Annotated in this window: 29 protein-coding genes; 18 read left to right on the forward strand and 11 right to left on the reverse strand. The window is 69.6% G+C overall.

From position 1 onward, the window contains the following. Nucleotides 1–42: 42 nt before the first annotated feature. On the reverse strand, nucleotides 43–1,965 hold the full coding sequence (locus ACZ7OI_RS31160) for an N-acetylmuramoyl-L-alanine amidase (RefSeq protein ID WP_470267679.1): 1,923 nt from the start codon (nucleotides 1,963–1,965) through the stop codon (nucleotides 43–45). Nucleotides 1,966–2,346: 381 nt separating this feature from the next. Here ACZ7OI_RS31160 and groES point away from each other — a divergent pair, with 381 nt between their 5' ends. After that, complete coding sequence (gene groES / locus ACZ7OI_RS31165; protein ID WP_009072407.1) at nucleotides 2,347–2,640, forward strand: co-chaperone GroES; 294 nt, start codon at nucleotides 2,347–2,349, stop codon at nucleotides 2,638–2,640. A 98-nt stretch (nucleotides 2,641–2,738) separates the two neighbouring features. Beyond that, the gene (groL, locus tag ACZ7OI_RS31170; RefSeq protein WP_470267680.1) at nucleotides 2,739–4,352 is read left to right on the forward strand and encodes a chaperonin GroEL; all 1,614 of its coding nucleotides are present in this window, start codon (nucleotides 2,739–2,741) and stop codon (nucleotides 4,350–4,352) included. 52 nt (nucleotides 4,353–4,404) lie between these two features. On the opposite strand, the gene ACZ7OI_RS31175 is transcribed toward groL, so the two are convergent. Beyond that, nucleotides 4,405–4,833 (reverse strand): GNAT family N-acetyltransferase, encoded by a 429-nt coding sequence (locus ACZ7OI_RS31175; protein WP_470267681.1) that lies wholly within the window; start codon nucleotides 4,831–4,833, stop codon nucleotides 4,405–4,407. Between the two features lie 129 nt (nucleotides 4,834–4,962). Continuing rightward, nucleotides 4,963–5,703 carry an SDR family NAD(P)-dependent oxidoreductase gene (locus tag ACZ7OI_RS31180; RefSeq protein WP_470267682.1) on the reverse strand — a complete coding sequence of 247 codons (741 nt, stop codon included), beginning with the start codon at nucleotides 5,701–5,703 and terminating at the stop codon, nucleotides 4,963–4,965. Between the two features lie 94 nt (nucleotides 5,704–5,797). Between ACZ7OI_RS31180 and ACZ7OI_RS31185 the strand changes: the two genes are divergently transcribed. Then, entirely contained in the window at nucleotides 5,798–6,439 is a 642-nt protein-coding gene (locus ACZ7OI_RS31185; protein ID WP_470267684.1) for a TetR/AcrR family transcriptional regulator, read from the forward strand. Nucleotides 6,440–6,445: 6 nt separating this feature from the next. On the opposite strand, the gene ACZ7OI_RS31190 is transcribed toward ACZ7OI_RS31185, so the two are convergent. Further along, on the reverse strand, nucleotides 6,446–6,748 hold the full coding sequence (locus ACZ7OI_RS31190) for a WhiB family transcriptional regulator (RefSeq protein ID WP_037816439.1): 303 nt from the start codon (nucleotides 6,746–6,748) through the stop codon (nucleotides 6,446–6,448). A 247-nt stretch (nucleotides 6,749–6,995) separates the two neighbouring features. Between ACZ7OI_RS31190 and ACZ7OI_RS31195 the strand changes: the two genes are divergently transcribed. Then, nucleotides 6,996–7,901: a MerR family transcriptional regulator gene (locus tag ACZ7OI_RS31195; protein ID WP_470267685.1), complete on the forward strand. Its 906-nt coding sequence runs from the start codon at nucleotides 6,996–6,998 to the stop codon at nucleotides 7,899–7,901. Nucleotides 7,902–8,522: 621 nt separating this feature from the next. On the opposite strand, the gene ACZ7OI_RS31200 is transcribed toward ACZ7OI_RS31195, so the two are convergent. Then, entirely contained in the window at nucleotides 8,523–8,771 is a 249-nt protein-coding gene (locus ACZ7OI_RS31200; RefSeq protein ID WP_470268067.1) for a hypothetical protein, read from the reverse strand. 3 nt (nucleotides 8,772–8,774) lie between these two features. Between ACZ7OI_RS31200 and ACZ7OI_RS31205 the strand changes: the two genes are divergently transcribed. The 5 genes from ACZ7OI_RS31205 (at nucleotide 8,775) to ACZ7OI_RS31225 (ending at nucleotide 11,974) form a co-directional block, all read left to right on the forward strand. Next, nucleotides 8,775–9,050, forward strand: coding sequence for a hypothetical protein (locus ACZ7OI_RS31205; RefSeq protein WP_470268068.1), 276 nt, complete (start codon nucleotides 8,775–8,777; stop codon nucleotides 9,048–9,050). Nucleotides 9,051–9,181: 131 nt separating this feature from the next. Then, nucleotides 9,182–9,778 carry a response regulator transcription factor gene (locus ACZ7OI_RS31210; protein WP_020662719.1) on the forward strand — a complete coding sequence of 199 codons (597 nt, stop codon included), beginning with the start codon at nucleotides 9,182–9,184 and terminating at the stop codon, nucleotides 9,776–9,778. Between the two features lie 324 nt (nucleotides 9,779–10,102). Beyond that, entirely contained in the window at nucleotides 10,103–10,675 is a 573-nt protein-coding gene (locus tag ACZ7OI_RS31215) for a sigma-70 family RNA polymerase sigma factor (RefSeq protein ID WP_009072423.1), read from the forward strand. Then, complete coding sequence (locus ACZ7OI_RS31220; protein ID WP_470267686.1) at nucleotides 10,676–11,617, forward strand: anti-sigma-D factor RsdA; 942 nt, start codon at nucleotides 10,676–10,678, stop codon at nucleotides 11,615–11,617. Nucleotides 11,618–11,680: 63 nt separating this feature from the next. Further along, nucleotides 11,681–11,974, forward strand: a complete 294-nt coding sequence (locus tag ACZ7OI_RS31225; RefSeq protein ID WP_470267687.1) for a hypothetical protein — start codon at nucleotides 11,681–11,683, stop codon at nucleotides 11,972–11,974. A 124-nt stretch (nucleotides 11,975–12,098) separates the two neighbouring features. Here ACZ7OI_RS31225 and ACZ7OI_RS31230 read toward each other — a convergent pair whose 3' ends face one another. Beyond that, nucleotides 12,099–12,494, reverse strand: a complete 396-nt coding sequence (locus tag ACZ7OI_RS31230; RefSeq protein ID WP_009072430.1) for a DUF5319 domain-containing protein — start codon at nucleotides 12,492–12,494, stop codon at nucleotides 12,099–12,101. A 139-nt stretch (nucleotides 12,495–12,633) separates the two neighbouring features. Between ACZ7OI_RS31230 and guaB the strand changes: the two genes are divergently transcribed. Both guaB and ACZ7OI_RS31240 read left to right on the forward strand, forming a co-directional pair. Beyond that, nucleotides 12,634–14,145, forward strand: coding sequence for an IMP dehydrogenase (gene guaB, locus ACZ7OI_RS31235; RefSeq protein ID WP_344270386.1), 1,512 nt, complete (start codon nucleotides 12,634–12,636; stop codon nucleotides 14,143–14,145). Between the two features lie 79 nt (nucleotides 14,146–14,224). Continuing rightward, nucleotides 14,225–14,644 (forward strand): DUF3574 domain-containing protein, encoded by a 420-nt coding sequence (locus tag ACZ7OI_RS31240; protein WP_470267688.1) that lies wholly within the window; start codon nucleotides 14,225–14,227, stop codon nucleotides 14,642–14,644. Here ACZ7OI_RS31240 and ACZ7OI_RS31245 read toward each other — a convergent pair. Further along, the gene (locus ACZ7OI_RS31245) at nucleotides 14,596–15,831 is read right to left on the reverse strand and encodes an MFS transporter (protein WP_470267689.1); all 1,236 of its coding nucleotides are present in this window, start codon (nucleotides 15,829–15,831) and stop codon (nucleotides 14,596–14,598) included. The two genes, ACZ7OI_RS31240 and ACZ7OI_RS31245, sit on opposite strands and share 49 nt — an antisense overlap. 170 nt (nucleotides 15,832–16,001) lie before the next feature. On the opposite strand from ACZ7OI_RS31245, the gene ACZ7OI_RS31250 reads away from it, so the two are divergent. From ACZ7OI_RS31250 to ACZ7OI_RS31265, 4 genes are all read left to right on the forward strand, one after another. Further along, nucleotides 16,002–17,141: a GuaB3 family IMP dehydrogenase-related protein gene (locus tag ACZ7OI_RS31250; RefSeq protein WP_470267690.1), complete on the forward strand. Its 1,140-nt coding sequence runs from the start codon at nucleotides 16,002–16,004 to the stop codon at nucleotides 17,139–17,141. A gap of 157 nt (nucleotides 17,142–17,298) precedes the next feature. Continuing rightward, complete coding sequence (locus ACZ7OI_RS31255) at nucleotides 17,299–17,481, forward strand: hypothetical protein (protein ID WP_470232767.1); 183 nt, start codon at nucleotides 17,299–17,301, stop codon at nucleotides 17,479–17,481. A 60-nt stretch (nucleotides 17,482–17,541) separates the two neighbouring features. Then, entirely contained in the window at nucleotides 17,542–19,248 is a 1,707-nt protein-coding gene (locus ACZ7OI_RS31260) for a GMC family oxidoreductase N-terminal domain-containing protein (RefSeq protein ID WP_470267691.1), read from the forward strand. A gap of 14 nt (nucleotides 19,249–19,262) precedes the next feature. After that, the gene (locus tag ACZ7OI_RS31265) at nucleotides 19,263–19,952 is read left to right on the forward strand and encodes a maleylpyruvate isomerase family mycothiol-dependent enzyme (RefSeq protein ID WP_470267692.1); all 690 of its coding nucleotides are present in this window, start codon (nucleotides 19,263–19,265) and stop codon (nucleotides 19,950–19,952) included. A 2-nt stretch (nucleotides 19,953–19,954) separates the two neighbouring features. Here ACZ7OI_RS31265 and ACZ7OI_RS31270 read toward each other — a convergent pair whose 3' ends face one another. Continuing rightward, nucleotides 19,955–20,401, reverse strand: a complete 447-nt coding sequence (locus ACZ7OI_RS31270) for an ester cyclase (protein WP_470267693.1) — start codon at nucleotides 20,399–20,401, stop codon at nucleotides 19,955–19,957. A 75-nt stretch (nucleotides 20,402–20,476) separates the two neighbouring features. Here ACZ7OI_RS31270 and ACZ7OI_RS31275 point away from each other — a divergent pair, with 75 nt between their 5' ends. Then, entirely contained in the window at nucleotides 20,477–21,121 is a 645-nt protein-coding gene (locus tag ACZ7OI_RS31275) for a TetR/AcrR family transcriptional regulator C-terminal domain-containing protein (RefSeq protein ID WP_470267694.1), read from the forward strand. Continuing rightward, nucleotides 21,118–22,581 (forward strand): FAD-binding oxidoreductase, encoded by a 1,464-nt coding sequence (locus ACZ7OI_RS31280; protein WP_470267695.1) that lies wholly within the window; start codon nucleotides 21,118–21,120, stop codon nucleotides 22,579–22,581. The genes ACZ7OI_RS31275 and ACZ7OI_RS31280 overlap by 4 nt, the downstream gene beginning before the upstream one ends. Here the strand turns inward: ACZ7OI_RS31280 and ACZ7OI_RS31285 are convergent. Together ACZ7OI_RS31285 and ACZ7OI_RS31290 are read right to left on the reverse strand one after the other, a co-directional pair. After that, nucleotides 22,569–23,021 carry a GNAT family N-acetyltransferase gene (locus tag ACZ7OI_RS31285; RefSeq protein ID WP_470267696.1) on the reverse strand — a complete coding sequence of 151 codons (453 nt, stop codon included), beginning with the start codon at nucleotides 23,019–23,021 and terminating at the stop codon, nucleotides 22,569–22,571. The genes ACZ7OI_RS31280 and ACZ7OI_RS31285 overlap by 13 nt on opposite strands. A 5-nt stretch (nucleotides 23,022–23,026) precedes the next feature. Beyond that, complete coding sequence (locus tag ACZ7OI_RS31290; RefSeq protein ID WP_470267697.1) at nucleotides 23,027–24,472, reverse strand: aldehyde dehydrogenase family protein; 1,446 nt, start codon at nucleotides 24,470–24,472, stop codon at nucleotides 23,027–23,029. Nucleotides 24,473–24,600: 128 nt separating this feature from the next. On the opposite strand from ACZ7OI_RS31290, the gene ACZ7OI_RS31295 reads away from it, so the two are divergent. Further along, nucleotides 24,601–25,248: a rhomboid family intramembrane serine protease gene (locus ACZ7OI_RS31295; protein ID WP_470267698.1), complete on the forward strand. Its 648-nt coding sequence runs from the start codon at nucleotides 24,601–24,603 to the stop codon at nucleotides 25,246–25,248. Here the strand turns inward: ACZ7OI_RS31295 and ACZ7OI_RS31300 are convergent. Further along, nucleotides 25,181–25,726 carry a DinB family protein gene (locus ACZ7OI_RS31300; protein ID WP_470267699.1) on the reverse strand — a complete coding sequence of 182 codons (546 nt, stop codon included), beginning with the start codon at nucleotides 25,724–25,726 and terminating at the stop codon, nucleotides 25,181–25,183. The two genes, ACZ7OI_RS31295 and ACZ7OI_RS31300, sit on opposite strands and share 68 nt — an antisense overlap. Nucleotides 25,727–25,805 lie beyond the last annotated feature (79 nt).

Here is a 25,805-nt window from a genome sequence, read left to right on the forward strand (position 1 = left end):
CCGGGCCGCGCGCGGGCGGCCCGGGCATTCAGCGTGGTGTGATCAGGACGCCGGTTCGAGGTCGACGTCGTCGCGGCTGACGTACGCCACGCGGTGGCCGAGCTGGATTTCCACGTACCGCGACTTGCCCTTCACGACCTTGTTGGTCGCGACGTCGAACGACGCCGAGTAGTACTCCGAGCCGGTCAGCCCGCCGACCGAGTACTTCTGGCCCGCGCCGAACTGGTACGGCAGCGGCTTGAGCTCCTGCACCGGAATGTCCTTCGGGTACGCCCCGGCCTCCGGGTACGCACTGCCGTAGACCGGCACGGTCGCCTTGCCCGCCTTGGGAGTCGCGACGAATCCGTCGGCCGGGTACGCGGTGGGCGCGTCGCCCGGGTTGCGGAACCAGCCCTTCTGGCCGAGGTACCAGATCGCGGTCCAGTCGCCGCGGGTGTCCGCGACGGCGTACTTCTGGCCGGTGGCCGCGCGGCTGCCGATATCCGAGACGTCCATTGTGGACGGATTCGGCCCGTGCATGCCCACATCGGACAGCAGCGGCGCGGATTCGCTCGGCTCGGTGTGCAGCACGACGGATCCCGAACTCCGCTCGGGGCAGGGGTTTCCGGACCCGATCTTGTCGCAGCCGGTGAACACCGGGCGGTTGGCGGAGTACTCCGGCGCGATCGTCACCAGGTCGGAATCCGGCGCGCCTTCGTGCTCCAGCGGGGCTCCGAGCAGGTCGAAGTAGTGCGCCCAGTCCCAGTACGGACCCGGATCCCAGTGCATGCTCTTGATCTTGTCCGCGTTCGGGCCGGGCACGTTGTCGTGGCCGAGGATGTGCGCCCGGTCCAGCGGAACGCCGAAGCGGTGCGCGAGATAGCGCACGAGCTTCGCGGACTGGCGGTACATCGCCTCGGTGAACCAGGTGCCCTGCGCGGCGAAGCCCTCGTGCTCGACGCCGAGGGATTTCGCGTTCAGGTACCAGTTCCCGGCGTGCCAGCCGACGTCCTTGGTCGGCACGTGCTGGGCGACCTGGCCGTCCGAGGAGCGGACCGTGTAGTGCCACGCGGTCTGGCCCGGGGTCTGGGCCTGCTTCATCACCGAGTCCCAAGTGCCCTCGGTGTCGTGGATGACGATGTAGTCGATCTTCTGGTCGCGCGGGCGGTCGGCCTTGTCGTAGTTGCCGTAGCTGTCGCCGATCTTCTGGAACGGCGCGGGCACCGACTCGCAGGACATCGACCTCGGGCACTCGGTGGCCGGCGGCTGTCCGGCGCGCAGGCCGAGGCGGTCTGCCTGAGCACGATCCGGGGTGACGCCGGATGTCGCGGCGAGCTTGACCGCCTGGCCGTCGTCGGTCGTACGCGCGATGCCGCTGTTGATGGTGGCGAAGACTTCATCGGCGAAGGTACGCGCGCCGGTGACGTCTTCGGAGCCGCTGTACCGCGCGACGGCTCCGTACCAGTCCTTCGCGTTGTCACTCTTGACGCCTAGCTCTCGCTGGTACTGGGCCAGCAGCGCCGCTCCGCCGCGGATGTTCGCTTCGGCGTCCGTACGGAGCTTCGCGGCATCGGTGTGCAGCAGCTCGGCGGCCTTGTCGATGGTCTGGCTGCCGGGCGGGGGAGTCGAGGGCTTGAGCGCCTTCAACCGCAGAGTCGGGCGAGAGTCGTCGCCGCGGGGGTCTTCGTCGGGGTTGTCGAACTCGCTGGTGCGCAAGCCGGTGGCGCGGACGTCGGTGAGGTGCATCGGTCCGTAGCCGGCGGCGGTGCTGGGAGCGCCGGAATGGGTGTCCCAGCGGGATTCGAGGTAGGAGACGCCGAGCAGGACGTCCAGCGGGACGCCGAACTCGGAAGCGGCGTCAGCGAAGGTGCGCTGGCGGGCCTCGTTGGCCGGTTGGGCGGAGGCCGGGACGGTGACCGCGATCGCGGCGAGTGCCAGCAGCCCGGTGGTCGCGGCGGCCAGGCGCCACGGGAGTGAGCGGGGCATAGGAGGACTCCAGGAGTGAGATGCCTGTCTGTGCGGATCCAACCAGGAGCGAGGGGACTTGGTGGGGTTTGTCCGCCGGATGGAGGCCGATCGGGCACGCGCCGGTGCCCGGGAGCCTGGGCCGGTCGACGAGGTGCCGTGATCAGCGGGTTGCCGCGCCCGGCCGGGGGTGCGGAATCCGCGCGGAGCAAAGCCGCCGGTCAGCGGCTTCCGTTCCGAGTTCCGGCTCGTGAGCGGACCCTCCTTGCGAAGCTGGCACTCCCATGGCTAGAGTGCTAAATGAACGGCCCGGACACGCCCCGGCACCCGCGACGGCGGGGGTGGTATGAGCCGTAACCAGTCATCATGCCGACGCTTTCGACGACCGTGGAGGTCAACCCGGTGAGCGTGAACATCAAGCCGCTCGAGGACAAGATCGTTGTCCAGACGAGCGAGGCCGAGGAGACGACCGCTTCCGGCCTCGTCATCCCCGACACCGCCAAGGAGAAGCCCCAGGAGGGCAAGGTTCTGGCCGTGGGCCCGGGCCGCATCGACGACAAGGGCAACCGCGTTCCGCTGGACGTGGCTGTCGGCGACGTCGTCATCTACTCCAAGTACGGCGGCACCGAGGTCAAGTACAACGGCGAGGACTACCTGATCCTCTCCGCCCGCGACGTGCTGGCCGTCATCAACTGACGCGTCACTCGCAGCGCAAGGACGCCCCGGGCCCCGCTCATGCCGGGGTGCGGGGCGTTTTGCGTCGCACGACAACCGAAAGGTAAGCGGAAAGCGTTATGCCCAAGCAGATCAGTTTCGACGAGGACGCTCGTCGCGCGCTCGAGCGCGGGGTGAACAAGCTCGCCGACGCGGTCAAGGTCACCCTCGGCCCGCGCGGTCGCCACGTCGTCCTCGACAAGAAGTTCGGCGGCCCGACGATCACCCTCGACGGCGTCACCGTCGCTCGCGAGATCGAGCTCGACGACCCGTTCGAGAACCTCGGCGCGCAGCTCGCGAAGAGCGTCGCCACCAAGACCAACGACGTCGCCGGCGACGGCACCACCACCGCCACGGTGCTGGCCCAGTCGCTGGTCAAGCACGGCCTGCGCAACGTCGCCGCCGGCGCCAACCCGACCGCGGTCGGCAAGGGCATCGAGGCGGCCGCGGAGAAGGTCATCGAGGTCCTCAAGGCCAAGGCCACCCCGGTCAAGGGCCGCGACAACATCGCCCAGGTCGGCACCGTCACCTCGCGTGACGCGGCGATCGGCGCGCTGCTCGGCGAGGCCGTCGAGCGCGTGGGCGAGGACGGCGTCATCACCATCGAGGAGTCGTCGACCCTGGCGACCGAGCTGGTGATCACCGAGGGCGTCCAGTTCGACAAGGGCTTCCTGTCGGCGCACTTCGCGACCAACCCGGAGGACCAGAAGGCGATCCTCGAGGACGCCTACATCCTGCTGAGCCGCGAGAAGATCTCGGCGCTGGCCGACCTGCTCCCGGTGCTGGAGAAGGTCGTCGAGGCGAAGAAGCCGCTGCTGATCATCGCCGAGGACGTCGACGGCGAGGCGCTGTCCACCCTCGTGGTGAACTCGCTGCGCAAGACGATCACCGCGGTCGCGGTCAAGGCCCCGTTCTTCGGCGACCGCCGCAAGGCGTTCCTGGACGACCTGGCCGTCGTCACCGGCGGCGAGGTCATCTCCGCCGAGGTCGGCCGCAAGCTGTCCGAGGTCGACCTCAGCTCGCTGGGCAAGGCCCGCCGGGTCGTCGTCACCAAGGACGACACGACGATCGTCGACGGCGCGGGCACGAAGGACGACATCGCCGGGCGGACCGCGCAGATCCGCAAGGAGATCGAGACCACCGACTCCGACTGGGACCGCGAAAAGCTGCAGGAGCGGCTCGCGAAGCTCGGCGGCGGCGTGGCCGTGATCAAGGTCGGCGCGGCCACCGAGACCGAGCTGAACGAGCGCAAGCACCGCATCGAGGACGCCGTGGCTTCGACCAAGGCGGCCGTCGAAGAGGGCATCCTGCCCGGCGGCGGCTCGGCGCTGGTGCACGCGGTCAAGGAACTCGAGGGCGACCTCGGCCTGACCGGTGACGAGGCCACCGGCGTGCGCATCGTCCGCGACGCGCTCACCGCCCCGCTGCACTGGATCGCGACGAACGCGGGCCACGAGGGCGCGGTCATCGTGAACAAGGTCAAGGAACAGAGCTGGGGCCAGGGCTTCAACGCGGCCACCGGCGAACTGACCGACCTGATCGCGGGCGGCATCGTCGACCCGGTCAAGGTCACCCGCTCGGCCGTCGCGAACGCGGCGTCCATCGCCCGGCTGGTGCTCACCACGGAAAGCTCCGTGGTCGAGAAGCCGGTCGAGGAAGAGCCCGAGGCCGCCGGCCACGGACACTCGCACTGACGCGGTTCGCTTTTCGGCGGGGCGGCACTTCCCTTGGGGGTGCCGCCCCGCTTTACGTGGCGAGGCCGTTGGGCCGCAGGCGTTTCCGCATGATCGGCCGGCTCGGGAACGTCCTGCCCAGCTCGGTGAAACCGGCCCGCGCGAACATCGCGGCGGTGCCGGTGAAAACGGCCGAGGGCGACGGCGCTGTCTTCAGGGCGGACACCTCGACGGGATGGCCGTCCAGCACCGATCCTCCGTGCGCCCGCGCCCATTCGACCGCGGATTCCAGCAGCGCGACCCCGACGCCGGTCCCTCGCTGTGCCCGCCGCACCACGAAACACGCGACCCACCAAGCATCCGGGTCGTCCTCAAGCAACCGGCGGACCGCGCGGTTGCCCGTCACGCCGGGCAGCGAGGCGCGTGGTTGCACCCGTGTCCAGCCGACCGGTTCGTCGTCGAGATATCCGATGAGCCCGACCGGTACCGGCAGGGTTTCCACTTCCGAGCGCGGGGCCGAGCGCTGGCGAAGACGCGCTCCAGATCCGGCCAGGTCTCGGCGGTAAGCGCGCCGAACTCATAGGCACGGGAAAAGCCGCGGTCCTGAAACCGCGGCTTCCCCACCGGTCGGTCAGGCAGTGAACCCGCCGTCCACCGTGATCGACGTCCCCGTCAGATACCGCCCGTCCGGCCCCGCCAGGTACGCCACCGCGGCCGCGATGTCCGACGTATTTCCGTAGTGCCCCAACGCGATGTGCGCCAACTGGTCACCGGAATGCGGCCCGTCCGCCGGGTTCATCTCGGTGTCCGTCGAGCCCGGGTGCACCACCATCGCCGTGATTCCGCGTGGTCCCAGGTCTCGCGCCAGGCCCTTGGTCATCCCGATCAGCGCCGACTTGCTCGCCGAGTACAGGCTCAATCCGACGAACGGCGTGCGTTCGGCCAGGTCGCTGCCGATTGACACGATCCGGCCGCCCGCGGTCATGTGCCGCACTGCTGCCTTGGCCGCCACCAGCGGGGCCTTCACGTGGATCGCCAGCGTGCGGTCGATCGTCTCCGTCGTCAGTTCGTCGATCGGCGCCGCCGGGAACACTCCGGCGTTGTTCACCAGCACGTCCAGTCCGCCCAGGTCGGCCGCGGTCTGGTCGACCGCGCTGGTCACGGCGTCCGCGTCCGCGGCGTCCGCCTGCAGTGCAAGACCGCGGCGGCCGAGTTTTTCGATGGACGCGACCACGTCCGCCGCCCGGTCCGCGGCGCGTTCGTAGGTGATCGCGACGTCCGCGCCGTCCTCGGCCAGCCGGAGTGCGATCGCCGCGCCGATCCCGCGGCTTCCGCCGGTGACCAGCGCGACCTTGCCGTCCAGGGTGCCCATGCCCCCACCTCTTTCTATAGCGATAACTAAATAAATAGCCGCGTACGATGGGCGAGGTCAAGGATTCTGTATCGTTCGCTAAAGAAGGTGGTCCATGTCACCCCGCGGCCGCCCGCGCGCATTCGACCGCGAGCAGGCGCTCACACAGGCCATGTTGGTGTTCTGGGAGCGCGGCTACGACGGTGCGTCGCTGGCGGAGCTGACTGAGGCGATGGGGATCAAGCCGCCGAGCCTGTACGCGGCCTTCGGGGACAAGGAGTCACTGTTCCGCGAAGCAGTCGAGCACTACCAATCCGCGCACGGACAACACACGATGCGCGCGTTGACCGAAGAGCCGACAGCGCGCGCGGCGGTCGAAGCGATGCTTCGCAACAACGCTTGCGCGTACGTGGAACCCGGACACCCCAAGGGGTGCATGGTCGTTCTCGCGGCTACCAATTGCACGCCGGCCAATGCGTCCGTGTGCGAGTTTCTCGCTGCTTCGCGCGACAACGTGCGACGCGAGATTCGCGAGCGGCTTCGTCGCGGAGTGGAAGAAGGCGACCTCGCGGCCACTGTGGACACTGATGCGCTCGGCGCGCTGTACGCGACTGTCTTTTATGGACTGACCATGCAGGCGCGCGACGGCGTCAGCCTCGAGGAGATGATGACCGTGATCGACCTCGCGCTGTCGATGTGGCCCGAAAACGGCGGAGGGACGGCGTCCACTGTGGACACCGCCCCTTCCGCGCCGTGAGTGAAGTCAGATGTGCGCCATGGTCAACGCGCGTTTGTCCTGTTTGATGATGTGGTCTCGTTCCGATTCGGACAGCCCGCCCCAGATGCCGTAGGGCTCGTGCACGGCGAGCGCGTGCTTGCGGCACATCTCCAGCACCGGGCACGACAGGCAGATCGCCTTGGCCCTGGCCTCGCGCCGTGCCCTCGCCGGTCCCCGCTCTCCGTCCGGGTGGAAGAAGGATCCGCTGTCCATCCCCCGGCACGACCCCTCCAGCTGCCAGTCCCACATGTCTGCGTTGGGGCCGGGGAGCCTGCGCGTGTCTGCCATCCTGACCGCCTCCGTCATCCGGTCGATGCCATTAGCTGCTCTGCTGTGGTGCCGATACTCCATTCGGTGCAACGGCGGTAACGTTAGAAGCGCGCCAATAGTTGTTCAATAGATCGGCGGCGATTCAGCCGTTAGGCATCCCCCAGATGTGTGAGCAGGGCTTTTGGCTCGGGTTGCCGGGACCGCGAGCGGGCTGGATATTGACCGGGTGGGATCCGGATCAGGCGATGGAGAACCCACCCTGCCGGTGGCCTCGGTCGCCCGCCGGCTCGGTGTCGCGCCGTCCACCCTGCGTACCTGGGACCGCCGCTACGGCCTCGGCCCCAGTCGCCACACCGACGGCAGACATCGCCGCTACGGCAGCTCGGACATCGGCCGTCTCGAACTTATGCAGCGCGCGCTCCTTCGCGGCGCTTCAACGGCGGAGGCCGCGCAGTACGCGTTAGAGCAGATGCCGCGCGCGGACTTCGTGCCAGCGCCTGCGGAGCCCGCTGAAGCGACGGAGGCGAAGTCTGCGGCTGACGACGTCGAAGTCCCTTCGCGACTCGCGCGTCGACTGAGCACTGCGGCGTTGGCGATGGACGTCGGCGCGGTGCAGCGAATGCTTGTCGACGCCATCCGCGAGCTAGGCGTGCTTCAGGCGTGGACTGGCGTGATCGACCCAGTCCTCACTGCGCTCGGCGCGCGGTGGCGAGGGGTGCACGCGGGCGCGGAAGTGGAGTACCTGCTTGCCGAGTGCGTGTACGCGGCCTTAGTGCGCGCGACGCCGGTCCTCGACGAGCCTCGCAACCAACGGCCGGTCCTTCTCGCGTGTGTGCCGGACGAACGGGACAACATGCCGGTGTACGCGCTCGCGGCCGCTCTCGCGGGACGGCGGATCGGCGCGCAGCTCTTCGGCATCGCGCTGCCCCAGGAAGTGCTGGCGGTAGCTGTACGCCGAAGCGCGCCGGCCGCAGTGGTGTTGTGGGCGAATCGGGCGCACGCTGACTCCCGGCTCTTCGCGCGCGTGTCTCGCGGACGGCAGCGGACTCGGATGTTCGCCTGCGGTCCCGGCTGGGATCCGGCGTTGCTGCCGCCGAAGGTCGAGCTGCTCGCGGATCTTTCCGCGGCGGCCGACCGCGTGGAGCACGTTCTTGTCGGTGCTCCACGCTAGAAAGGTGAGGTGGACGAAGAAGCGCTGACGGCCCTCGCGTTCGGCTCGGACGCTGCCGGACCGGCGGACTCGATACCTCGCGACGGCTCGCCAAGGCAACGCCTCCTGGCGGCGATCGTGCTGGGCGCCCGCGGCCGATACGCGGCGGCCGCGGCCTTGCTCGACCCGCTCCGGCGCGGCCGGGATCCGCTGACGGCCTCGCTGGCGGCGAGCACGCTCGCGTCGCATCGACGGCAACTGGGCGGACACGTGGCGGCGCGGAAGCTGGACGGGGAGGCGCTGCTGGCGGTGGGGCTGCGCGGAGTGGGGGCTGTTGGCGAGGGCCTGACTGCTGCCAGGCCGGGCTCGGGCTCGACAGGCGGAGCGGTGGATTCGGCTGCTTCGTCGGGCTTGGTTGCTGGCTCGGGTCGAGGCGGCTCTGAGGCGGGCTCGGTTGTCTCGGGAGCGGCGACCGCAAGCACCGGCTCGCGAGGTGCCAGAGCGGGCTCAGCTGGTCCGGGATCAACTCCGGCAGCTGCCGACTCGCCCACCACCGCAAGCCGCGGCGCACCCCTCCGTCCAAACCTCAGCGCACCCGCCCCCGCTGACAGCCCGGTCGCGCCCGCCGAAGACCCCCACGGACTAGACCTCCAAGGCGCGAGAGCCGACGCCCTCCTCGGCCTGGCCGCCGACAACCTCGCCCTCGGCCGCATCTCCGCCGCCCGCCGCCTGGCCGTCCGGGCTGCCCAAGCCGACCGGCGCTGGCGGGCGACCGTCCGGGGCGGCTGGGTGGGCGCCGAGATCGAACTCGCCGACGGACAACCCGAAGCAGCCGTCGCCCCGGCTCGCCTCGCCTACGAGACCGCCGTCGCCCGTCACGCTCAGCGACACGTCGTGAAGTCCGGCATCGTCCTCGGCGTCGCCCTCCTCGCCGCCGGACAACCAGGCGCGCGGGAGCTCGTCCTCGCGGCCGTCGCCGACGGCGAAAAATATGAACTCGATTCACTTAATTGGGTGGCCACCCGTGTCGCCGCTGACCTGGACCCCGACCGGGCCGAGGAGTATCGATTCAGGAGCCGCCAGGTGTTGCACGCAGTGTTACGGCACGCGGATCCTTGCGTGATGCGCATCGCACACGAATCGCCGTGGGTGCCCGTCGGACCCGGGTAGGCCTGCGGGAACGGGCGTTCCGGCATCCGGGCTAAGAAACTTCAAAAAAAGCCACCGGATCGTGTCAAGGTTCGGACTAAAGCGTCCGATAGGGGAAGTGGAATGTCACCCGGCTGCAGGAAGGAAACCCCGTGACGACGGTCTTGATCTGCGACGACCGACGCAGTGTCCGCGAAGGGCTCACCCGTGTGATGTCCGCGGTGCCTGGGGTCAGTCGCATCGACTGCGTAGCGCACGGTGACGAGCTGCTGGCCCGGTACACCCGTCAGCCGGTCGACGTCGTGCTGGTCGGGACGCAACGCGCGGTCCCGACAGGCGTCGAGGCAACCCGCCGGCTCGTCTCCGCGAACCCCCAGGCGAACGTCATCGTGTTCGGCGCCCCGGACGACGCGGGCAGCATCGCGGCCGCCATCGCCGGCGGAGCGCGCGGCTACCTGCGCTGGGACGCCTCGCGGCCCGAACTGGTCGCCGCGCTGGCGCACACCCTGGCCAGCACCTCGGTGCCCGCGCCGCGGCAGCCGTCCGACCCGGGCGTGCAGCTCACCGAGCGCGAGCTGCAGGTGCTTCGCGGCATGAGCCAGGGCAAGAGCAACGGCCAGATCGGCCGCGAGCTGTACCTCTCCGAGGACACGGTCAAGACGCACGCGCGGCGGTTGTTCCGCAAGCTCGGCGTCCGCGACCGCGCGCAGGCCGTGGCGCACGGCTTCCGCCGCGGTCTCGTGTCCTGACCGAGGCAGAGCAAGCCAGTACGGGACTTCCGATCCGATTCCCGCGGTGACGAACGGGCCAGGGCAGCCAAGCCCTGGCCCGTACCTGTTGTCCTGGCCCCTGCTCCGCGTGCCTCGCCCGCGTCCCCACCGCGTGACGGCACCGCCCCACCCCGTCTGCCTGCGACAATCGCCGCCCGGCCGCGCCCGGCGCGCCGGTCACCACCTCTGGCGGTTGTCTGGTAGGACTCCGACGGTACGGTAGCTGTGACCGGCGCAGGACGGGGACGACCACGCGCCGGACTCTTTGCACGCCTACACGTAACGCTGGGACTGTTGTCTGCGATGGCCACTGTGGGGGATGGACTGGACGAGCCGGTCGCCGCCGCTGTCGAGGGAGACCCTCAGGCAGTCGAGCGGTTGCTGGCCGCCATTCGTCCCCTTGTGGTGCGGTATTGCCGTGCCAGGGTTGGCAGGCAGGAGCGTTCGTTCGCTTCGGCAGACGACGTCGCGCAGGAGGTGTGTCTCGCGGTGCTTACGGCATTGCCTTCGTACCGTGACCAGGGCCGCCCTTTTCTGGCGTTCGTCTACGGCATCGCCCAGCACAAGGTTGCCGACGCGCACCGCGCCGCGGCGCGCAACCGGGCGGAGCCGGTCGCCGAGATCCCCGACGAGATCGAGGGCGGCGTCGGTCCGGAGCAACGCGCTCTGCAGGGTGAGCTGAACGAGCGGATGGCGCAGTTGCTGCAGGTGCTGCCGGACAAACAGCGGGAAATCGTTGTTCTGCGGGTCGTGGTCGGATTGTCGGCGGAGGAGACGGCGGAAGCCGTCGGTTCCACGCCGGGCGCCGTCCGCGTCGCCCAGCACCGGGCGCTCGCCCGGCTGCGCAAGGTGCTTGCCGCCGAGGAGGTGATCTGAGTGACCGATCGCGAAGACCGGGACAGAGACCTGTCACCTTCCGCGCAGGCCAGCGGCCTGACCGGGTACGAAGCGGAAGCCGACGGCGACCTGACGGCCATCCAGGCCGACGACGCGCTGCTCGACGCGCTCGGCGGGACCGATCCGGCTGTGGCCGACGGGCTCGGGGACCAGGAACTGAACGCGCTGCTGCTCGCGTGGCGCCGTGACATCGACAGCGAACCGCTCGCCGAGCTGGTCGACGTCGACACCGCGGTCACCACGGTGCGGACCGCCACGCTGGCGCGCAAGTACCAGAGCCGCGGTCGCCGTCGCCGCTATCTCGTGCCGGTGGCCGCCGCGTGCGCCGCCGCCGCGATCGCCTTCACCGGCACCGGTCTCGCCGCGCGGGACGCCCAGCCCGGCGACACGCTGTGGGGCCTCACCAAGGTGCTCTACGCCGACCACGCCCGCTCCGTCGAGGCCGCGGCCGCCGCGAAGCTCGACCTGGAGAAGGCGAACCTGGCCCTGGCCGACAACCGGCTCGCGGACGCCCGGCGCGCGCTCGCCGACGCGCAGGCCGCGCTCACCCAGGTCACCGACGCGGACAACCGCAACCAGCTCCTGCAGCAGCACCGCGAACTGGCCGCTCAGCTCGGCCAGCCGACGGCCCCGCCCGCGGACCAGAAGTCGTCGACGCCGCCCGCCGTTCCGCCGGTGCACGACCCGGTCAGCAGCGCGGCGCAGCCGCCCGGTCAGTCGACGTCCCTGCCCGGCACCGGGGGCGGGCACACCAATCCGCCGCCGGTCACCTCGGCGACGCCGCTTCCGCCGGTGACGTCCACGCCGAGTTCGCCGCCGCCGTCGCCGAGCGCCACCCCGAACGATCCGGGCACGGGCAGCAGCCCGCGCAATGAATCGTCGCAAGGGGTGCAGGCGCCGAACGGCACCAGCGGCTCGTAGGTTTCACGAAGGTCCCGGCACGGACAGTGCCGGGACCTTCTTCGTTTCAACGGGGGAGGCACGGTGCTGGTTTTCGGGGAGCCCTACGAGACCGCCAAGGGGACGGTGCTGATCACTGTCACCCGGCAAAGCCGTCGAGGCGGTCCGGGGCACGCGGTCGGGCTGTACACGATCGACTCCGACGGCGTGACGTGGACGCCCGCTGTCGACGGGGGTCGGATGGCGCTGATCGGGGCGTGCACCGGTTTCGTGGCGGCGGCGCTCGCGACGCTGGCCGTGGTGCTCCGTCCGCCGTGGCCGAACATGACTGAGCGCGTGATGATCGCCCACGCGGAGAGCGCGAAGAACCGTCGTTGACCGGTTGCCCACAGGACCGCGTGCTTGTGGGCAACTCTGTGGACAACTTGTCCGCGCACGCGAAGAAGGTCCTGGTGGTCAAGCTCACCAGGACCTTCTTTTCCGGCTGTTCAGAACCGAACGATCAGTACGCGCTCTCGTTCGCGGTGACCCCGTCCGCGAACCCGCGGCAGTAGTCCCAGCTCACGTAGTCCGTCGGGTTCGGGTCGAAGGCCGGCTCGTGCGGGCGCATCCGGCCGTCGGACAGCAGCTGCTCCAGGCTCGCGCGCAGCAGCGTCCAGTCGTGATAGTGGGGTTCGTCGCACTCGCCGCAGTCGACCACGATGCCGCGAACCCCGCGAGGCTCCAGCAGAGCCTGGTACACGGCGAGGTCGGACAGGTCGGCCAGCAGCTCGGTGCGCTCGTCCGCGCTGATCGGCTCTTCGAGGTGGTCGTCGGGGTCGGGGATGGCCCGGGCCGGATCGTCCGGGTCGTCCGCGAACGGATCGGGGGGCAACACATCGTGCGGCACGGCCTGCACGGTACCCGGCGGGCCACCCACCCGGGCCAGGACCCCGGCCCGGATATCATGAGGGGAAGGCCCGACCACCCTCGGCCCACGCCCGGCACCGCTGCCCGCGACTCCAGCCCACTCCCGCCAGGAAGGCCCTTCGCCCCTCATGACCAGCGAAAGCATCACCCCCGCAGTGCCCAGCAAGTTCGCGATGCTCGGCTTGACCTTCGACGACGTGCTGCTGCTGCCCGCGGAATCGGACGTGGTGCCCAGCGCGGTGGACACGAGCACTCAGCTCACCCGCAACATCAAGCTCAACGTTCCGCTGGTCTCCGCCGCGATGGACACGGTCACCGAGGCGCGGATGGCGATCGCCATGGCCCGCCAGGGCGGGATCGGCGTGCTCCAGCGCAACCTGCCGATCGACGAGCAGGCCGCGGCGGTCGAGGTGGTCAAGCGGTCCGAGGCGGGCATGGTCACCGACCCGGTCACCTGCGCCCCGGACGACACCCTCGCCGAGGTCGACGCGCTGTGCGCGCGGTTCCGGATCTCCGGCGTCCCGGTCACCGACGCCTCCGGCGCTCTCGTGGGCATCATCACCAACCGCGACATGCGGTTCGAGGTCGACCACACGCGACTGGTGAGCGAGGTCATGACTCGGACGCCGCTGGTGACCGCGCAGGTCGGCGTCACCGCGGAGGCCGCGCTCGGGCTGTTGCGCAGGCACAAGATCGAGAAGCTGCCGATCGTCGACGGCGCGGGCAAGCTGCGCGGCCTGATCACGGTCAAGGACTTCGTGAAGACGGAGCAGTACCCGCGGGCGTCGAAGGACCCGGACGGCCGCCTCGTCGTCGGTGCCGCGGTCGGCGTGGGCCCGGACGGCCACAAGCGGGCGATGGCGCTGGCCGAGGCGGGGGTGGATGTCCTGATGGTCGACACGGCGCACGGCCACTCGCGCGCGGTCGTGGAAACCGTGCGGCTGTTGAAGAAGGAACTGGGCGAGACCGTCGACATCGTCGGCGGCAACGTGGCCACGCGGGCCGGGGCGCAGGCGTTGGTGGACGCGGGCGTGGACGGCGTGAAGGTCGGCGTCGGCCCGGGCTCGATCTGCACCACGCGGATCGTCGCGGGCGTGGGCGTGCCGCAGATCTCCGCGATCTACGAGGCCGACCAGGCTTGCCGTCCGGCGGGCGTCCCGGTGATCGGCGACGGCGGCATCCAGTACTCCGGCGACATCGCCAAGGCCATCGCGGCCGGTGCGTCCACCGTCATGCTGGGCAGCCTGCTCGCGGGCACCGCCGAATCGCCGGGCGACCTGATCCTGGTGAACGGCAAGCAGTTCAAGGTCTACCGCGGCATGGGCTCGCTGGGCGCGATGCAGTCGCGCGGCCAGGCGAAGTCCTACTCCAAGGACCGCTACGCCCAGGACGACGTGCTCAACGAGGACAAGCTGGTGCCGGAGGGCATCGAGGGCCGGATCCCGTTCCGCGGCCCGCTGTCGAACGTCGTCCACCAGCTCGTCGGCGGCCTGCGCGCGGGCATGGGCTACGCGGGCGCGGAGACGATCGCGGCGATGCAGGAGGCTCAGCTGGTCCGGATCACCGCGGCCGGGCTGAAAGAAAGCCACCCGCACGACATCACCATGACGGTCGAGGCCCCGAACTACACGACCCGCTGATCGACCCGATCCGCTCTGTTCGCCCGCTCCGCCTCCCCGCCACACTGGATCTCCAGGTGACGGCGAGGGGAGCGGGCGAATGCGGTTTTCCCGGAGGTTCGTGCTGACGGCGGCTGCCGCGATGGTGCTCGGGGGAGGGGCTGCTTCCGCGGCCGCGGCGGATTCACCGGACAGCTCGCTGTGGAAGCGCACCGAGCTGTACTTCGGCACCGCCAAGCCCGGCGGCGGCGAAGTGACCGAAAAGGAGTTCGCGGACTTCTCGGCGAAGGACATCACGCCGCGGTTCCCGGACGGCTTCACGCAGCTTGAGGGCACCGGTCAATGGCGGTCCGGCACCGGTGCGGTCGTCCGCGAGCATTCGATCGTTCTCGTCGTGCTGTATCCGCCGACGAACCAGCACGCGAACGCCGATCTCGAGCAGATCCGCACCGACTACAAGCACCTGTTCGATCAGGAATCCGTGCTGCGGACCGATTCCACCGCGCGCGTCTCGTTCTGAGCGCGGTTCCACCCGAGCAGCAGCAACGGCGTCGCCAGCATCAACGCGCCCGCCAGCCCGAGTGCGCCGCGCGTGCCCAGCCACGTCGCCACCAACCCCCACAGCAGCGTCAGCCCGGCCGTGCTGGCGCTGCTGCTGATCCGCCACGCGGACAACATCCGGCTCACGTACCCGTCTTCTGTCTCTTCGAGCCGGTACGTCGCGAGGACGGTGTTGTAGGCCGCCGCGCAGACGATCAGGCCGAACTCCACCGCCATCACCCAGAACAGCCCGCCGATGCCGGGCGGCACGAACGCCAGCAGCACGACCCAGCACGTCCGGACCGCGCCGACGATCGGCAGCAGCCGGACCCGGCCGTAGCGCGGCACCAATCGGCGAGCTAGCCGCGAGCCGACCAGGCCGCCGAGGCACGGGACGCCGAACGCGAGCCCGTACTGCCAGGTCGGCAGGCCGAGTTCGCCGAGCAGCAGCACCGCCAGCATCGGCGCGGTAGCCATGATCAGGCCGTTGACCAGACAGCTGTTGAGGAAGAGCATCCGCAGCCGGGCGTGCCGGAACAGGTACCGCCAGCCTTCGACGAGGTCGGCGGCGCGGAAGGCGGCAGGGCGGGACGGTTCGGGCTCGCGGGTGCGGATCGTCGAGAGCGAGAGTGCGGAGAGCAAGTAACTGATCGCGTCCAGGATCACAGTGGCGAGCGGGCCGAAGAACCCGATCGCCGCACCGCCCGCCGGCGGGCCGAGCGCGGTCGCGGTCCACAGCGTCGTCTCGAACCGGCCATTGGCGGTGAGCAGGTCTGGACCAGCCGCCAGTGACTTCAGATACGCGCCGCTCGCCGACGTGAACGCGATGTTCGCCGCCGCCACGAGCACCGACACGGCCACGAGCTGGGCGAACGTCAGCACGTCGAGCAGATACGCGGGCAGCAGCGTGAGCAAGGCGGCGAACCGGACGAGATCCATGGCGATCAGCACCGGCCGTTTCCGCCGGAATTCCACCCACGGACCGAGCGGAAGCGCGGCCAGCGAACCCACCGCGAGCCCGGCTCCGGCCAGCAACGACACCTGCGCGGCACTGCTGTGCAGCACCCGTACCGCGATGATCGAGAAGGCGTCGAGAGCGAAGTAGGTGCCCGCGATGCTGACCGCGTACGCCAGCCACAGCCGGTGAAAGTCCTTGCCCAGCGCCAAATCCGTCCCCCTCGTTCAGCCGGGCAGCCAACCACCCGCTCGCGCCGGTGGCAAACAACCGCGCGCACAACCGGTGGTTGTCGCCACCGCAACGGTCCCCCGCGCGCAGGTCACCCGCGCCGACTCGCGACAATGGACCGCGAAGCGGCAGGCGCGAGAAGGGACATCACGTGCGGGATCTGGTCGAGATCGGCATGGGCCGCACCGCGCGGCGGGCGTATGACCTCGATGACGTGGAGATCGTGCCGTCGCGGCGGACGCGGTCCTCGTCGGTGGTGTCCACTGCCTGGCAGATCGACGCGTACCGGTTCGACTTGCCGCTGGTCACCCACCCGACGGACGCGATCGTGTCGCCGGGGACCGCGGTGGCGATCGGCGAACTGGGCGGCCTCGGCGTGCTCAACGCCGAAGGACTGTGGGCGCGGCACGCGAACGTCGAGGAGGCGATCTTCCGCCTCGTTCGCGCGGCCGAGGACGCCGATGACCCGACCGCGGTCGTGCGCGAGCTGCAGGAGCTGCACTCCGCGCCGATCCGGCTCGACCTGCTGACCGAGGCGATCAAGACGGTCCGCGAATCCGGCGTGACGGTGGCCGCGCGGGTCAGCCCGCAGCACGCCGCCGAGCTGACGCCGGATCTGGTCGCGGCGGGCGTCGAGATCCTGGTCGTGCAGGGCACGATCATCTCCGCCGAGCACGTGCAGCGGGACGCGGAACCGCTCAACCTCAAGGAGTTCATCGGCCGTCTCGACGTGCCGGTGATCGCCGGCGGCGTGAGCGACTACCGCACGGCCATGCACCTGATGCGCACCGGCGCGGCGGGCGTCATCGTCGGCCACGGCTACACCGAGGGCGTCACGAGCACCGACCGCGTGCTCGGCATCGGCACCCCGATGGCGACGGCGATCGTGGACGCGGCCGCCGCGCGCCGCGACTACCTCGACGAGACCGGCGGCCGTTACGTGCACGTCCTCGCCGACGGCGGCATCACGACCTCCGGCGACATCGCGAAGGCGATCGCCTGCGGCGCGGACGCGGTCATGCTCGGCGCCCCGCTGGCGACCGCGTCGGACGCCCCGGGCCAGGGCCTGTACTGGACCGCCGCGGCGGCGCACCCGTCGCTGCCGCGCTCGCGCGTGGTGGCCGGCCCGGACTCGGACTACGCGGTGGACCTGAAGACGCTGCTGTTCGGCCCGTCCTCGGACGCGGAGGGCGTGGTGAACCTGTTCGGCGCGCTGCGCCGCGCGATGGCGAAGACGGGGTACTCGGACCTGAAGGAGTTCCAGCGCGTCGGGCTGACCGTGCGCGGCTGAGCTTCGCCTGATCGGCCGTGAAGGGCCCCTTGAGGGAATCTGATTCCCTCAAGGGGCCCTTCACGTACGTCGGAGGGCTTTTTCGCACCGTTCGCGCCAGACTCCGTTATGCTTTCGTTATCTTTTGAATTCGGGGGCGCGCCTGAAGGGTGAGCGGATGGCACTGCTGGGGGAGTCCGCGTCGGCGTGGTGGCTCGGCGGGATCGTGGTGGGCAGCCTGCTGATCCGGTTGCTGGCGCTGGTGGTGGCGTTGCGGGGGACGAAACCGGCGGAGCGGCCGGCCATCATCCGGGCGCTCGGCGAGCTGTTCCGCTTCGCCCCGCGGCGCAAGGCGCGGTGATGTAACCCGTCAGTAACTTACCTCTGGTCTGGCGGCTCCCCGGGGGTTACCCTCTTTCCTGTGACTGCCAGTAACACCACCACCGCGCGGCAAGAACCCGACTATGACGTCCTCGTCGTCGGGTCCGGGTTCGGCGGCAGCGTCGCGGCGTTGCGGCTGACCGAGAAGGGCTACCGCGTCGCGGTGGTCGAGGCGGGCAGGAGGTTCGCCGACGACGAGTTCGCCAAGACGTCCTGGGATCTCAAGCGCTACCTCTGGGCCCCGCAGCTCGGCTGTTACGGCATCCAGCGCATCCACATGCTCAACGACGTCATGGTGCTGGCCGGCGCGGGCGTCGGCGGCGGTTCGCTGGTGTACGCGAACACGCTGTACCGGCCGCTCAAGCCGTTCTACCAAGACCGGCAGTGGGCGCACATCACTGACTGGGAAAGCGAGCTCGCGCCGCATTACGACCAGGCCAGCCGGATGCTCGGGGTCGTCACGAACCCGACGATCACGCCGTCCGACGTGGTGATGCGGGACGTCGCGAAGGACATGGGCGTCGAGGATTCGTTCCACGCCACGCCGGTCGGGGTCTATTTCGGCAAGCCCGGCGAGACGGTGAAGGACCCGTTCTTCGGCGGTGCCGGGCCGGATCGCGTCGGGTGCACCGAATGCGGGTCCTGCATGACCGGCTGTCGCGTCGGCGCGAAGAACACGCTGGTGAAGAACTATCTGTACCTCGCGGAAAAAGACGGCGCGAAGGTCATTCCGCTGACCACGGTGACGTCGGTGAGCCCGCGCAGCAACGGTTACGCGGTCACGTTGCAGAAGACCGGAACCCGTTCGCGCCGTTTCCGGACGACGGTCACGGCGTCGCAGGTGGTGTTCGCCGCTGGCACCTGGGGCACGCAGAACCTGTTGCACCGCATGAAGGACACGGCCGCGCTGCCGAAGTTGTCCGGCAAGCTCGGCGAGCTGACCCGGACGAACTCCGAGGCGATCATCGGCGCGGCGCGGACCACTGTGGACCCCGAACGAGACTTCAGCCGCGGTGTCGCGATCACCTCGTCGATTCATCCGGACGAAAACACCCATATCGAACCGGTGCGTTACGGCAAGGGCAGCAACGCGATGAGCCTGTTGCAAACCGTTGCCACCGACGGTTCTTCGAGCGTTCCGCGCTGGCGGCAGGCGCTCACGTTCCTGGTCAAACACCCGGTGCAGTCGGCGAAACTTCTGAACGCCTACCGGTGGAGCGAGCGCACGGTGATTCTGCTGGTGATGCAGAGCCTGGACAACTCCATCACCACCTACACGCGGCCCGGTCTGTTCGGACGGCGGAAATACACGTCGAAACAGGGCCACGGCGAGCCGAACCCGAGCTTCATCCCGGCCGGGCACGAGGCGAACGTCCTTACCGCGGAACGGATCGGCGGCATGCCGGGCGGCACCTGGGGCGAGGTGTTCGATATCCCGCTCACCGCGCACTTCATCGGCGGCGTGCCGATCGGCGACAGCGCCGACACCGGCGTGATCGACCCCTACCACCGGGTTTACGGCTATCCCGGACTGTCCGTTGTGGACGGTTCGGCGATCACCGCGAACCTCGGGGTGAACCCGTCGCTCACCATCGCCGCGCAGGCCGAGCGGGCGTTCTCGTTCTGGCCCAACAAGGGCGAGGCCGACGAGCGGCCCGAGCAGAGCAGCGGGTACGCCCGGATGGAACCGGTCGCGCCGAAGAACCCGGCGGTTCCGGCGAACGCCCCCGCGGCACTGCGTCGCTGACCTAAGATCGTCCGGTGACGACTGCGGCGCTGGACCGGATCCGGGAACTGCACGACGAATGGGCACGAATCGCCCAGGCGATGCCGGAGGCGGCGTTCGCCGAGCCGAGCGCGCTGCCCGGCTGGACGCGCGCGCATCTGCTCACCCACCTCGCGCGCAACGCGGACGCTCTCGGCAACCTGTTGACCTGGGCCGAAACCGGGGTCGAGCGGTCGATGTACGGGCCCGGCAACGCCCGCGACGACGACATCGAGGCCGGTGCCGGTCGCGCTCCGGCGGACATCGTGGCCGACCTGGTGGCGTCCGGGAAACGGCTGACCGACCATGCCGCGCGGTTGTCGGACGAGACTTGGTCAGCGCGCGTCCGGCACCGGCACGGCGGTGAGCTGACCGGCGCGGACGTGCTGACGCTGCGGCTGTCCGAGACCACGATCCACCTCGTCGACCTCGATGCCGGCCACGATTTCGACAGCGCCACGGCTTTGCTCGGCGAGCATCTCGACGCGGTGATCGCCACGCTGATCCGGATGTGCCCGCGCCCGTTGCCTTCGTTCCGGCTCACCGACGGCGTCCGTACCTGGACTTTCGGCGAGGGCGGCGATCTCGTGACCGGGACGCCGGGCACGGTGTTGGCGTGGCTTACCGGACGCGGCGATGGTTCGGCGCTGTCCGGGCCGGTGCCCGAGATGGCTCCGCTGCTCTGACCTCAGCTCGGTTGCCTGTCGGCCGCCAGTTCGTCGTCATCGCCGACGATGCCCAGCTGCTGCAGGATGGCGAGCCGGTCGGTCTGGATGTCGAGTTCGGAGATCCGGCCGCCGGTCACCCGCGCCAGGACGAAACCGCGCCACGTTCCGCGTTTGCCCGTCGCCGAACCTCTCCGGTAGTAGCCGGTGTTGGTGGCGGTGAGCGTCACCGTGGCCGCGGCCCGATCGCCTTCCGCGAGCAGCGAATCGAGGTCTACGTGCAGGTCCGGGAACGCGGTCAGCATCTGCGTCCAGCCGGTGCGGAAGGCGGCCAGCCCGCCGGTCGGCGCGTCGACCACGACGGGGCCGGACTCGGTCACGTCGTCGGCCACCACGGTGTCCAGGCCGCTGAGGTCGTGGCTGTTGACGATCGAAAGGAACTGCCGCAGGACGGTCTTGGGGTCAGTCATCGCTTCCTCGATTCTTACGCCGTAAGAGGTGAGAACAGTGGTACCTTACGCCGTAAGAAACGTCAAGGGGGACCAGTGTCCGACCGGAGGGCCCGGCCGCGTGCCGGGCTGACCAGGGAGCGGGTCGTGGACGCCGCGCTCGCGTTCGTGGACGAGCACGGCATCGCCGCGCTGTCCATGCGCAAGCTCGGCGCGGAGCTCGGCGTGGAGGCGATGACGCTCTACCACTACGTGCCGAACAAGGAAGCGCTGTTCGACGCCCTGATCGACCGGCTCGTCTCGGCGCTGGCCGGGATCGAACCGGAGCCGGACGAGCGCGGTCAGCAGTGGCTGGGCCGGGTGGCGCGGGCGTACCGGGTGCAGTTGCTCGCGCATCCGGGCGTGCTGCCGCTCGCCGCGACCCGCCCCGCGGTAAGCCCGGATTCACTGCAGGTGCTCGAAACCGCATTGCGGCTGCTGGAGTTGCCGCCAGCGCGCGGACTGGACATGGTGAACGCCGTGATGACTTTCGTCCTCGGCCACACGCTCGCCGAGGCTGGCCGCACGCCCGGCATCCAGTCCGATGTGGACAGTCTGGAGCACCTCGACGAGGACCGCTTTCCGCTGCTCGCGCAAGCGCTGAGCGACGGAGCCCGGCACGACGAGCGGTTCGAATTCGCCCTTGAGGCATTGCTGACCGGACTTTTCGCAACCGACTTGAGGTCTGAGGCGTCTGAATGAACATGACAGTCGGGAGAAGGACGTTCTTGCGCGCCGCCGGATTGACGGCGGTCGGCGCGGTGGCCGCGGCCTGCACGGCGAAACCGGGGCCGTCGGTGCCGCAGACCAGCCCGACGTCCAGAACGACCGCACCGCCGAGCACCAGCTCGAAGCCGTCCGGGCCGCCGGACTGGAACGCGTTGCGCGGCAAGCTCTCCGGGGACCTCGTGCTGCCCGACGACGGCGGATTCGCCACCGCGAAACGTGCGTTCAACCCGCTTTTCGACGGGAGTAATCCTGCTGCGGTCGCGAAATGCGCGAAGCCCGAGGACGTGCAGGCGTGCGTTGAAGCGGCTGGCGGCCGGGTCCCGCTCGCCGCGCGCAGCGGTGGGCACAGCTATGCCGGGTATTCCGCGCCGGACGGCGGATTGGTCATCGACGTCGGCGGCATGGCCGGCGTGGACGTCCAGGGCGACCAGGTCGTCATCGGCGCGGGCGCGAAACTCGGGGACGTCTATTCGGAACTGGCGAAAGCGGGGCGTTGCCTGCCCGCGGGTTCGTGCCCGACTGTCGGCATTGCCGGGCTCGCGCTCGGCGGCGGAATCGGGGTATTGACCCGTAAATACGGTTTGACGTGCGACCGGCTGCAGTCCGCGAAGATCGTCACGCCGGACGGCAAGCTGCGCACGGTGAGCGCGCAATCCGACGACGACCTGTTCTGGGCGCTGCGCGGCGGCGGAGGCGGAAACTTCGGCGTGGTCACGTCGTTCACCTTCAGCACCGTGGAAGCGCCGACCGTTACGGTGTTTTCGCTGAAGTTCCCGTCCGGCTCGGCGAGCGACGTGGTCGACGCGTGGCAGCGCTGGCTGCCGGGCGCTCCGCCCGAATTGTGGTCGAACTGCGTGGTTTCCGGCGGTCCGGGCGGGGCGTGCCGGATCGGCGGGGCATTCGTGGGCAGTTCGGCGGGGCTGACGTCGGCGCTCAGCGGATTGTCGGCGACGCCGTCGAGCCGCACGACGAAAACCCTCGGCTACGGCGCGGCGATGAACTACTTCTCCGGCAGTTCGGAACGGCAGACCTTCGTGGCGTCGTCGCGGATCATCACCGATCCGGTCGACGGCGGGAAGATCGCCGATCTCGCCTCCGGGCACAAGGGAATGGACCTGCTGATCGACGGCCTCGGCGGCGCGGTGGGCGATATCGCGCCGACGGCCACGGCGTTCCCGCACCGGAAAGCGCTGGCCAGCATCCAGGTCTACGCCCCGGCCACCGCGAGCAGCCAGGACAGCGCGCGCAAGTCAGTGTCCACTGTGGTCGCTGGGCTGGCGGACGCCGGCGCGCGCGGCGGTTACGTGAACTACATCGACCCGGATCTGCCGGACTGGAAGTCGGCCTACTACGGCGACAACGCGGCCCGGCTGGACCAGGTGGCGAAAAAGTACGACCCCAACGGGGTTTTCAAGTTCGCTCAGTCTGCCTGAGGCGCGGGCCAGACGTAACGAACGTCTGGCTCGCGCTCTTCATTTCGCTGTCCGTCGGTGTATTCGACGGCGACGAAACCGTGACGGCGGTAAAACCGTTGCGCTGGCTCGTTGATCTGGAACGTCCACAACGTCAGTCCGTCCGGGCGGAGCTGTTTGGCCAAGTCCGCCAACTGATCCCCGATTCCGCGACCGCGCCATGGCAGGTCGAGGTAGAGCTGTGCCAGCTCCGCGCCGTCGAGCACGAGCAGTCCGGCCACAGTGGACTCGGCAACCGCGACCCAGGTTTCCTGCTGCGGCACCACGACATTCGCGAACCACCAACGCACCGCGTCATCGTCGTGGGCGCGGCGGACGGTCGGTAACGCGGCGGCGAACGACCGCAGCCACACGTCGGCGATGTCGCGTGCGTCCGCGGCCGTCGCCCGTCGCAAGTCCACTGTGGTCAGAGGTCGACCCCGGTGAAGACCGTGACCCGTTCCTCGGTCAGGTCGTGCATCGCCGACAGCACGCCCTCCCGGCCGACGCCCGAACCCTTCACGCCGCCGTACGGCATCTGATCCGCGCGATACGACGGAACGTCACCGATGATCACCCCGCCGACTTCCAGCTCCGCCGAGGCATGGAAGGCCAGCTGCACGTCACTGGTGAACACCCCGGCCTGCAGTCCGTACGCCGAAGCGTTCACCGAAGCGAAAGCCTCGTCCACGCCATCCACAATGGACACCGCCAGCACCGGTCCGAAGATCTCCTCCGACCAGGCTTTGGCGTCCGCGGGTACGTCGGTCAGCAGGGTCGGCGCAACCGTTGCGCCCGAACGGGTTCCGCCGGTCAGCACCCGTGCGCCACCGGCCACAGCTTCCTCGACCCACTCGATGATCCGTTCCGCGGCAGATTCGTCGACGACCGGACCGACGTCGGTGTTGCGGTCGTAAGGATCGCCGGTTGCCTGCGCTTCGACGGCTTCGGTCAGCGCGGGAACGAACTCGTCCGCGATCGCCGCGTCCACGATCACCCGCTGCACCGCGATGCACGACTGGCCCGCCTGGTAGTTCCCGAAGGTCGCGATCCGCTGCGCGGCGCCCTCGACGTCCGGCCAGTCCCGCAGTACGACCGCCGCGGCGTTGCCGCCCAGTTCGAGCACCACGTGCTTGCGCGCCGCCGCGTCCGCGATCGACCAGCCGACCGGACCCGATCCGGTGAACGACACGACCGGCAGCCGCGGGTCGGCAACGAGTGCCTGAGTTTCCTCGTTTTCCAGCGGCAGCACGGAAAACGCGCCCTCCGGCAAGTCGGTCTCGGCGAGCAGTTCGCCGAGTACCAGCGACGACAGCGGCGTGCGCGGCGCGGGCTTGATGATGATCGGTGCGCCGACCGCGAGCGCGGGCGCGACCTTGTGTGCCACCAGATTCAGCGGAAAATTGAACGGCGCGATCCCGAGCACCGGTCCGCGCGGCACCCGGCGGGTCAGCGCGAGCCGGGCGTCGCCGGACGGGTCGGCGTCGAGCCGCTGGACGTCGCCGCTGAACCGGCGAGCCTCCTCCGCCGCGATCCGGAAGACCGAAATCGCCCGCTTCACCTCGGCTTCGGCCCACTTCAACGGCTTGCCGTTCTCGGCCGTGATCACCTCGGCGAGTTCCTCGGCCCGCATCGCGAGCCCGCGCGAAACGTGCTCCAGCGCGGCCGCCCGCTGGTGCGCGGGAGTGCGCCGGAATTCCTTCGCGACCGCGGCCGCCGCGGCCACCGCCCGTTCCACCTGGTCCGCGCCGGGCACCGCGACCGTCGCCACTTCGCTGCCGTCGAACGGGTGGTGCACCACGAGGGTGCTCGCGCCCTGCTCAGCCTGCCCGGCGATCCACGCGGCCCGCGGCTGTGGGGTGATCGTGTCCATGCGCTCAAGGTATTAGGCAGCACCAGGCCCGGCACGCCGGACCAGGTCCTTCTTTTGTGGCACCTGTCGTGGCGCGGAGATGACATTTGTCGGGGGTCTCCCGCGGGGTGCCGCCATATCGTCAGCCCATGACCACCTCGGTTGCCTCTCGCTGGTCCGCCAACCCGGCTGGAGCCTTCTTCGCCCGCGTCGGAACGCCGCGCCGTCCGGTGTTGACCGGCGCGGTGTTCCTCGCGACCGCAGCCGTGCTCATCGCCCAACTGGCGGACCCGTCCCTCTTCGACCGCTTCAAGCGCGACGCCACCGCGATCGACGCCGGGGAGTGGTGGCGGCTGCTGACCGGGATGTTCTTCCAGGACGGCAAGCTGTTCGGCGGGATTTTCAACCTGGTCGCCCTCGCTGTGGTCGGCACGTTCGCGGAATGGTGCCTCGGCCGCGTCTCCTGGTTCGTCCTCTATTTCGGCTGCGGACTGTTCGGCCAGTACCTCAGCTACGTCTGGCTGAACCCGGTGGGGGCGGGGAACTCGATGTGCGTCGCCGGACTGCTCGGCGCGCTCGCCGTGGTCGTGCTGCGAGCGCGCGCCACTCAGCCGCCGCAGGGGTTGTACCTCGCCGCGCTGCTGATCGTGCCGCTGGCTGTGCTCGACACGGTGCTGCACGACAACCACGGCATGCCCGCGCTGCTCGGGGTCGTGCTGGGGCTGCTGGTCAGCGGTTTCGGTAAAGGTCGCGCAGCAGCAGGATCTCGGCGCAGTGATGGATCATCTCTCGGTTGATGTGCAAGACGAGCGCGGCCATCGACAGCTCCGCGTACGGTCCTTCAGCCGGACCGCACGGACGAGCCAGCGCTTCAGCGTCGAGGCTGCGTACACCGGCGATCCAGGTCGCGTACGCGTCGTCGAGCTGCTTCAGGGCTTCGTCGGCCGTGCCCGCGTACGGGAAGTCCTGATAGGACGTCGGAGGCCCGCCGAAGTGCGAGGCGGAACGCATGCCCAGCACTCCCGGGATGATGTGGCCCAGCCGCCACGCGATTGTGGTCACTGGCGGAGGAGTCGGCTCCGGGAACGAGAAATCGATGGTGAAGTCACCGGTGCCGGGTTCTTCGTCGTTGGTGCGAGGGCGCACCGTCCAGCAGTCCGCGACCGGCTGCCAGAAGTACTCGTCGTCAGTGAGCCCCTCCAGCTTCGGGCGCACGTGGTGCTGCCAGTGCCAGTCGAGCTGTTCAGTCAGTTCGTTGGTCCAGTCGTTGGTCATGAAGGCACGGTAAGCCGGTTCGCGGACAGCTGGTGTCCTCATTCCGGGGCCATTGCCGACGTGACCGAGCCCACCTGGG

The organism is Amycolatopsis sp. NPDC114503 (assembly GCF_055633655.1).

Bases quoted from the DNA above. Each gene is read 5' to 3' on its own strand.
- ACZ7OI_RS31160 (WP_470267679.1), bottom strand. From the start codon at position 1,965: ATGCCCCGCTCACTCCCGTGGCGCCTGGCCGCCGCGACCACCGGGCTG.
- groL (WP_470267680.1), top strand. From the start codon at position 2,739: ATGCCCAAGCAGATCAGTTTCGACGAGGACGCTCGTCGCGCGCTCGAG.
- ACZ7OI_RS31180 (WP_470267682.1), bottom strand. From the start codon at position 5,703: ATGGGCACCCTGGACGGCAAGGTCGCGCTGGTCACCGGCGGAAGCCGC.
- ACZ7OI_RS31185 (WP_470267684.1), top strand. From the start codon at position 5,798: ATGTCACCCCGCGGCCGCCCGCGCGCATTCGACCGCGAGCAGGCGCTC.
- ACZ7OI_RS31190 (WP_037816439.1), bottom strand. From the start codon at position 6,748: ATGGCAGACACGCGCAGGCTCCCCGGCCCCAACGCAGACATGTGGGAC.
- ACZ7OI_RS31215 (WP_009072423.1), top strand. From the start codon at position 10,103: ATGGCCACTGTGGGGGATGGACTGGACGAGCCGGTCGCCGCCGCTGTC.
- guaB (WP_344270386.1), top strand. From the start codon at position 12,634: ATGACCAGCGAAAGCATCACCCCCGCAGTGCCCAGCAAGTTCGCGATG.
- ACZ7OI_RS31240 (WP_470267688.1), top strand. From the start codon at position 14,225: ATGCGGTTTTCCCGGAGGTTCGTGCTGACGGCGGCTGCCGCGATGGTG.
- ACZ7OI_RS31255 (WP_470232767.1), top strand. From the start codon at position 17,299: ATGGCACTGCTGGGGGAGTCCGCGTCGGCGTGGTGGCTCGGCGGGATC.
- ACZ7OI_RS31270 (WP_470267693.1), bottom strand. From the start codon at position 20,401: ATGACTGACCCCAAGACCGTCCTGCGGCAGTTCCTTTCGATCGTCAAC.
- ACZ7OI_RS31280 (WP_470267695.1), top strand. From the start codon at position 21,118: ATGAACATGACAGTCGGGAGAAGGACGTTCTTGCGCGCCGCCGGATTG.
- ACZ7OI_RS31290 (WP_470267697.1), bottom strand. From the start codon at position 24,472: ATGGACACGATCACCCCACAGCCGCGGGCCGCGTGGATCGCCGGGCAG.
- ACZ7OI_RS31295 (WP_470267698.1), top strand. From the start codon at position 24,601: ATGACCACCTCGGTTGCCTCTCGCTGGTCCGCCAACCCGGCTGGAGCC.
- ACZ7OI_RS31300 (WP_470267699.1), bottom strand. From the start codon at position 25,726: ATGACCAACGACTGGACCAACGAACTGACTGAACAGCTCGACTGGCAC.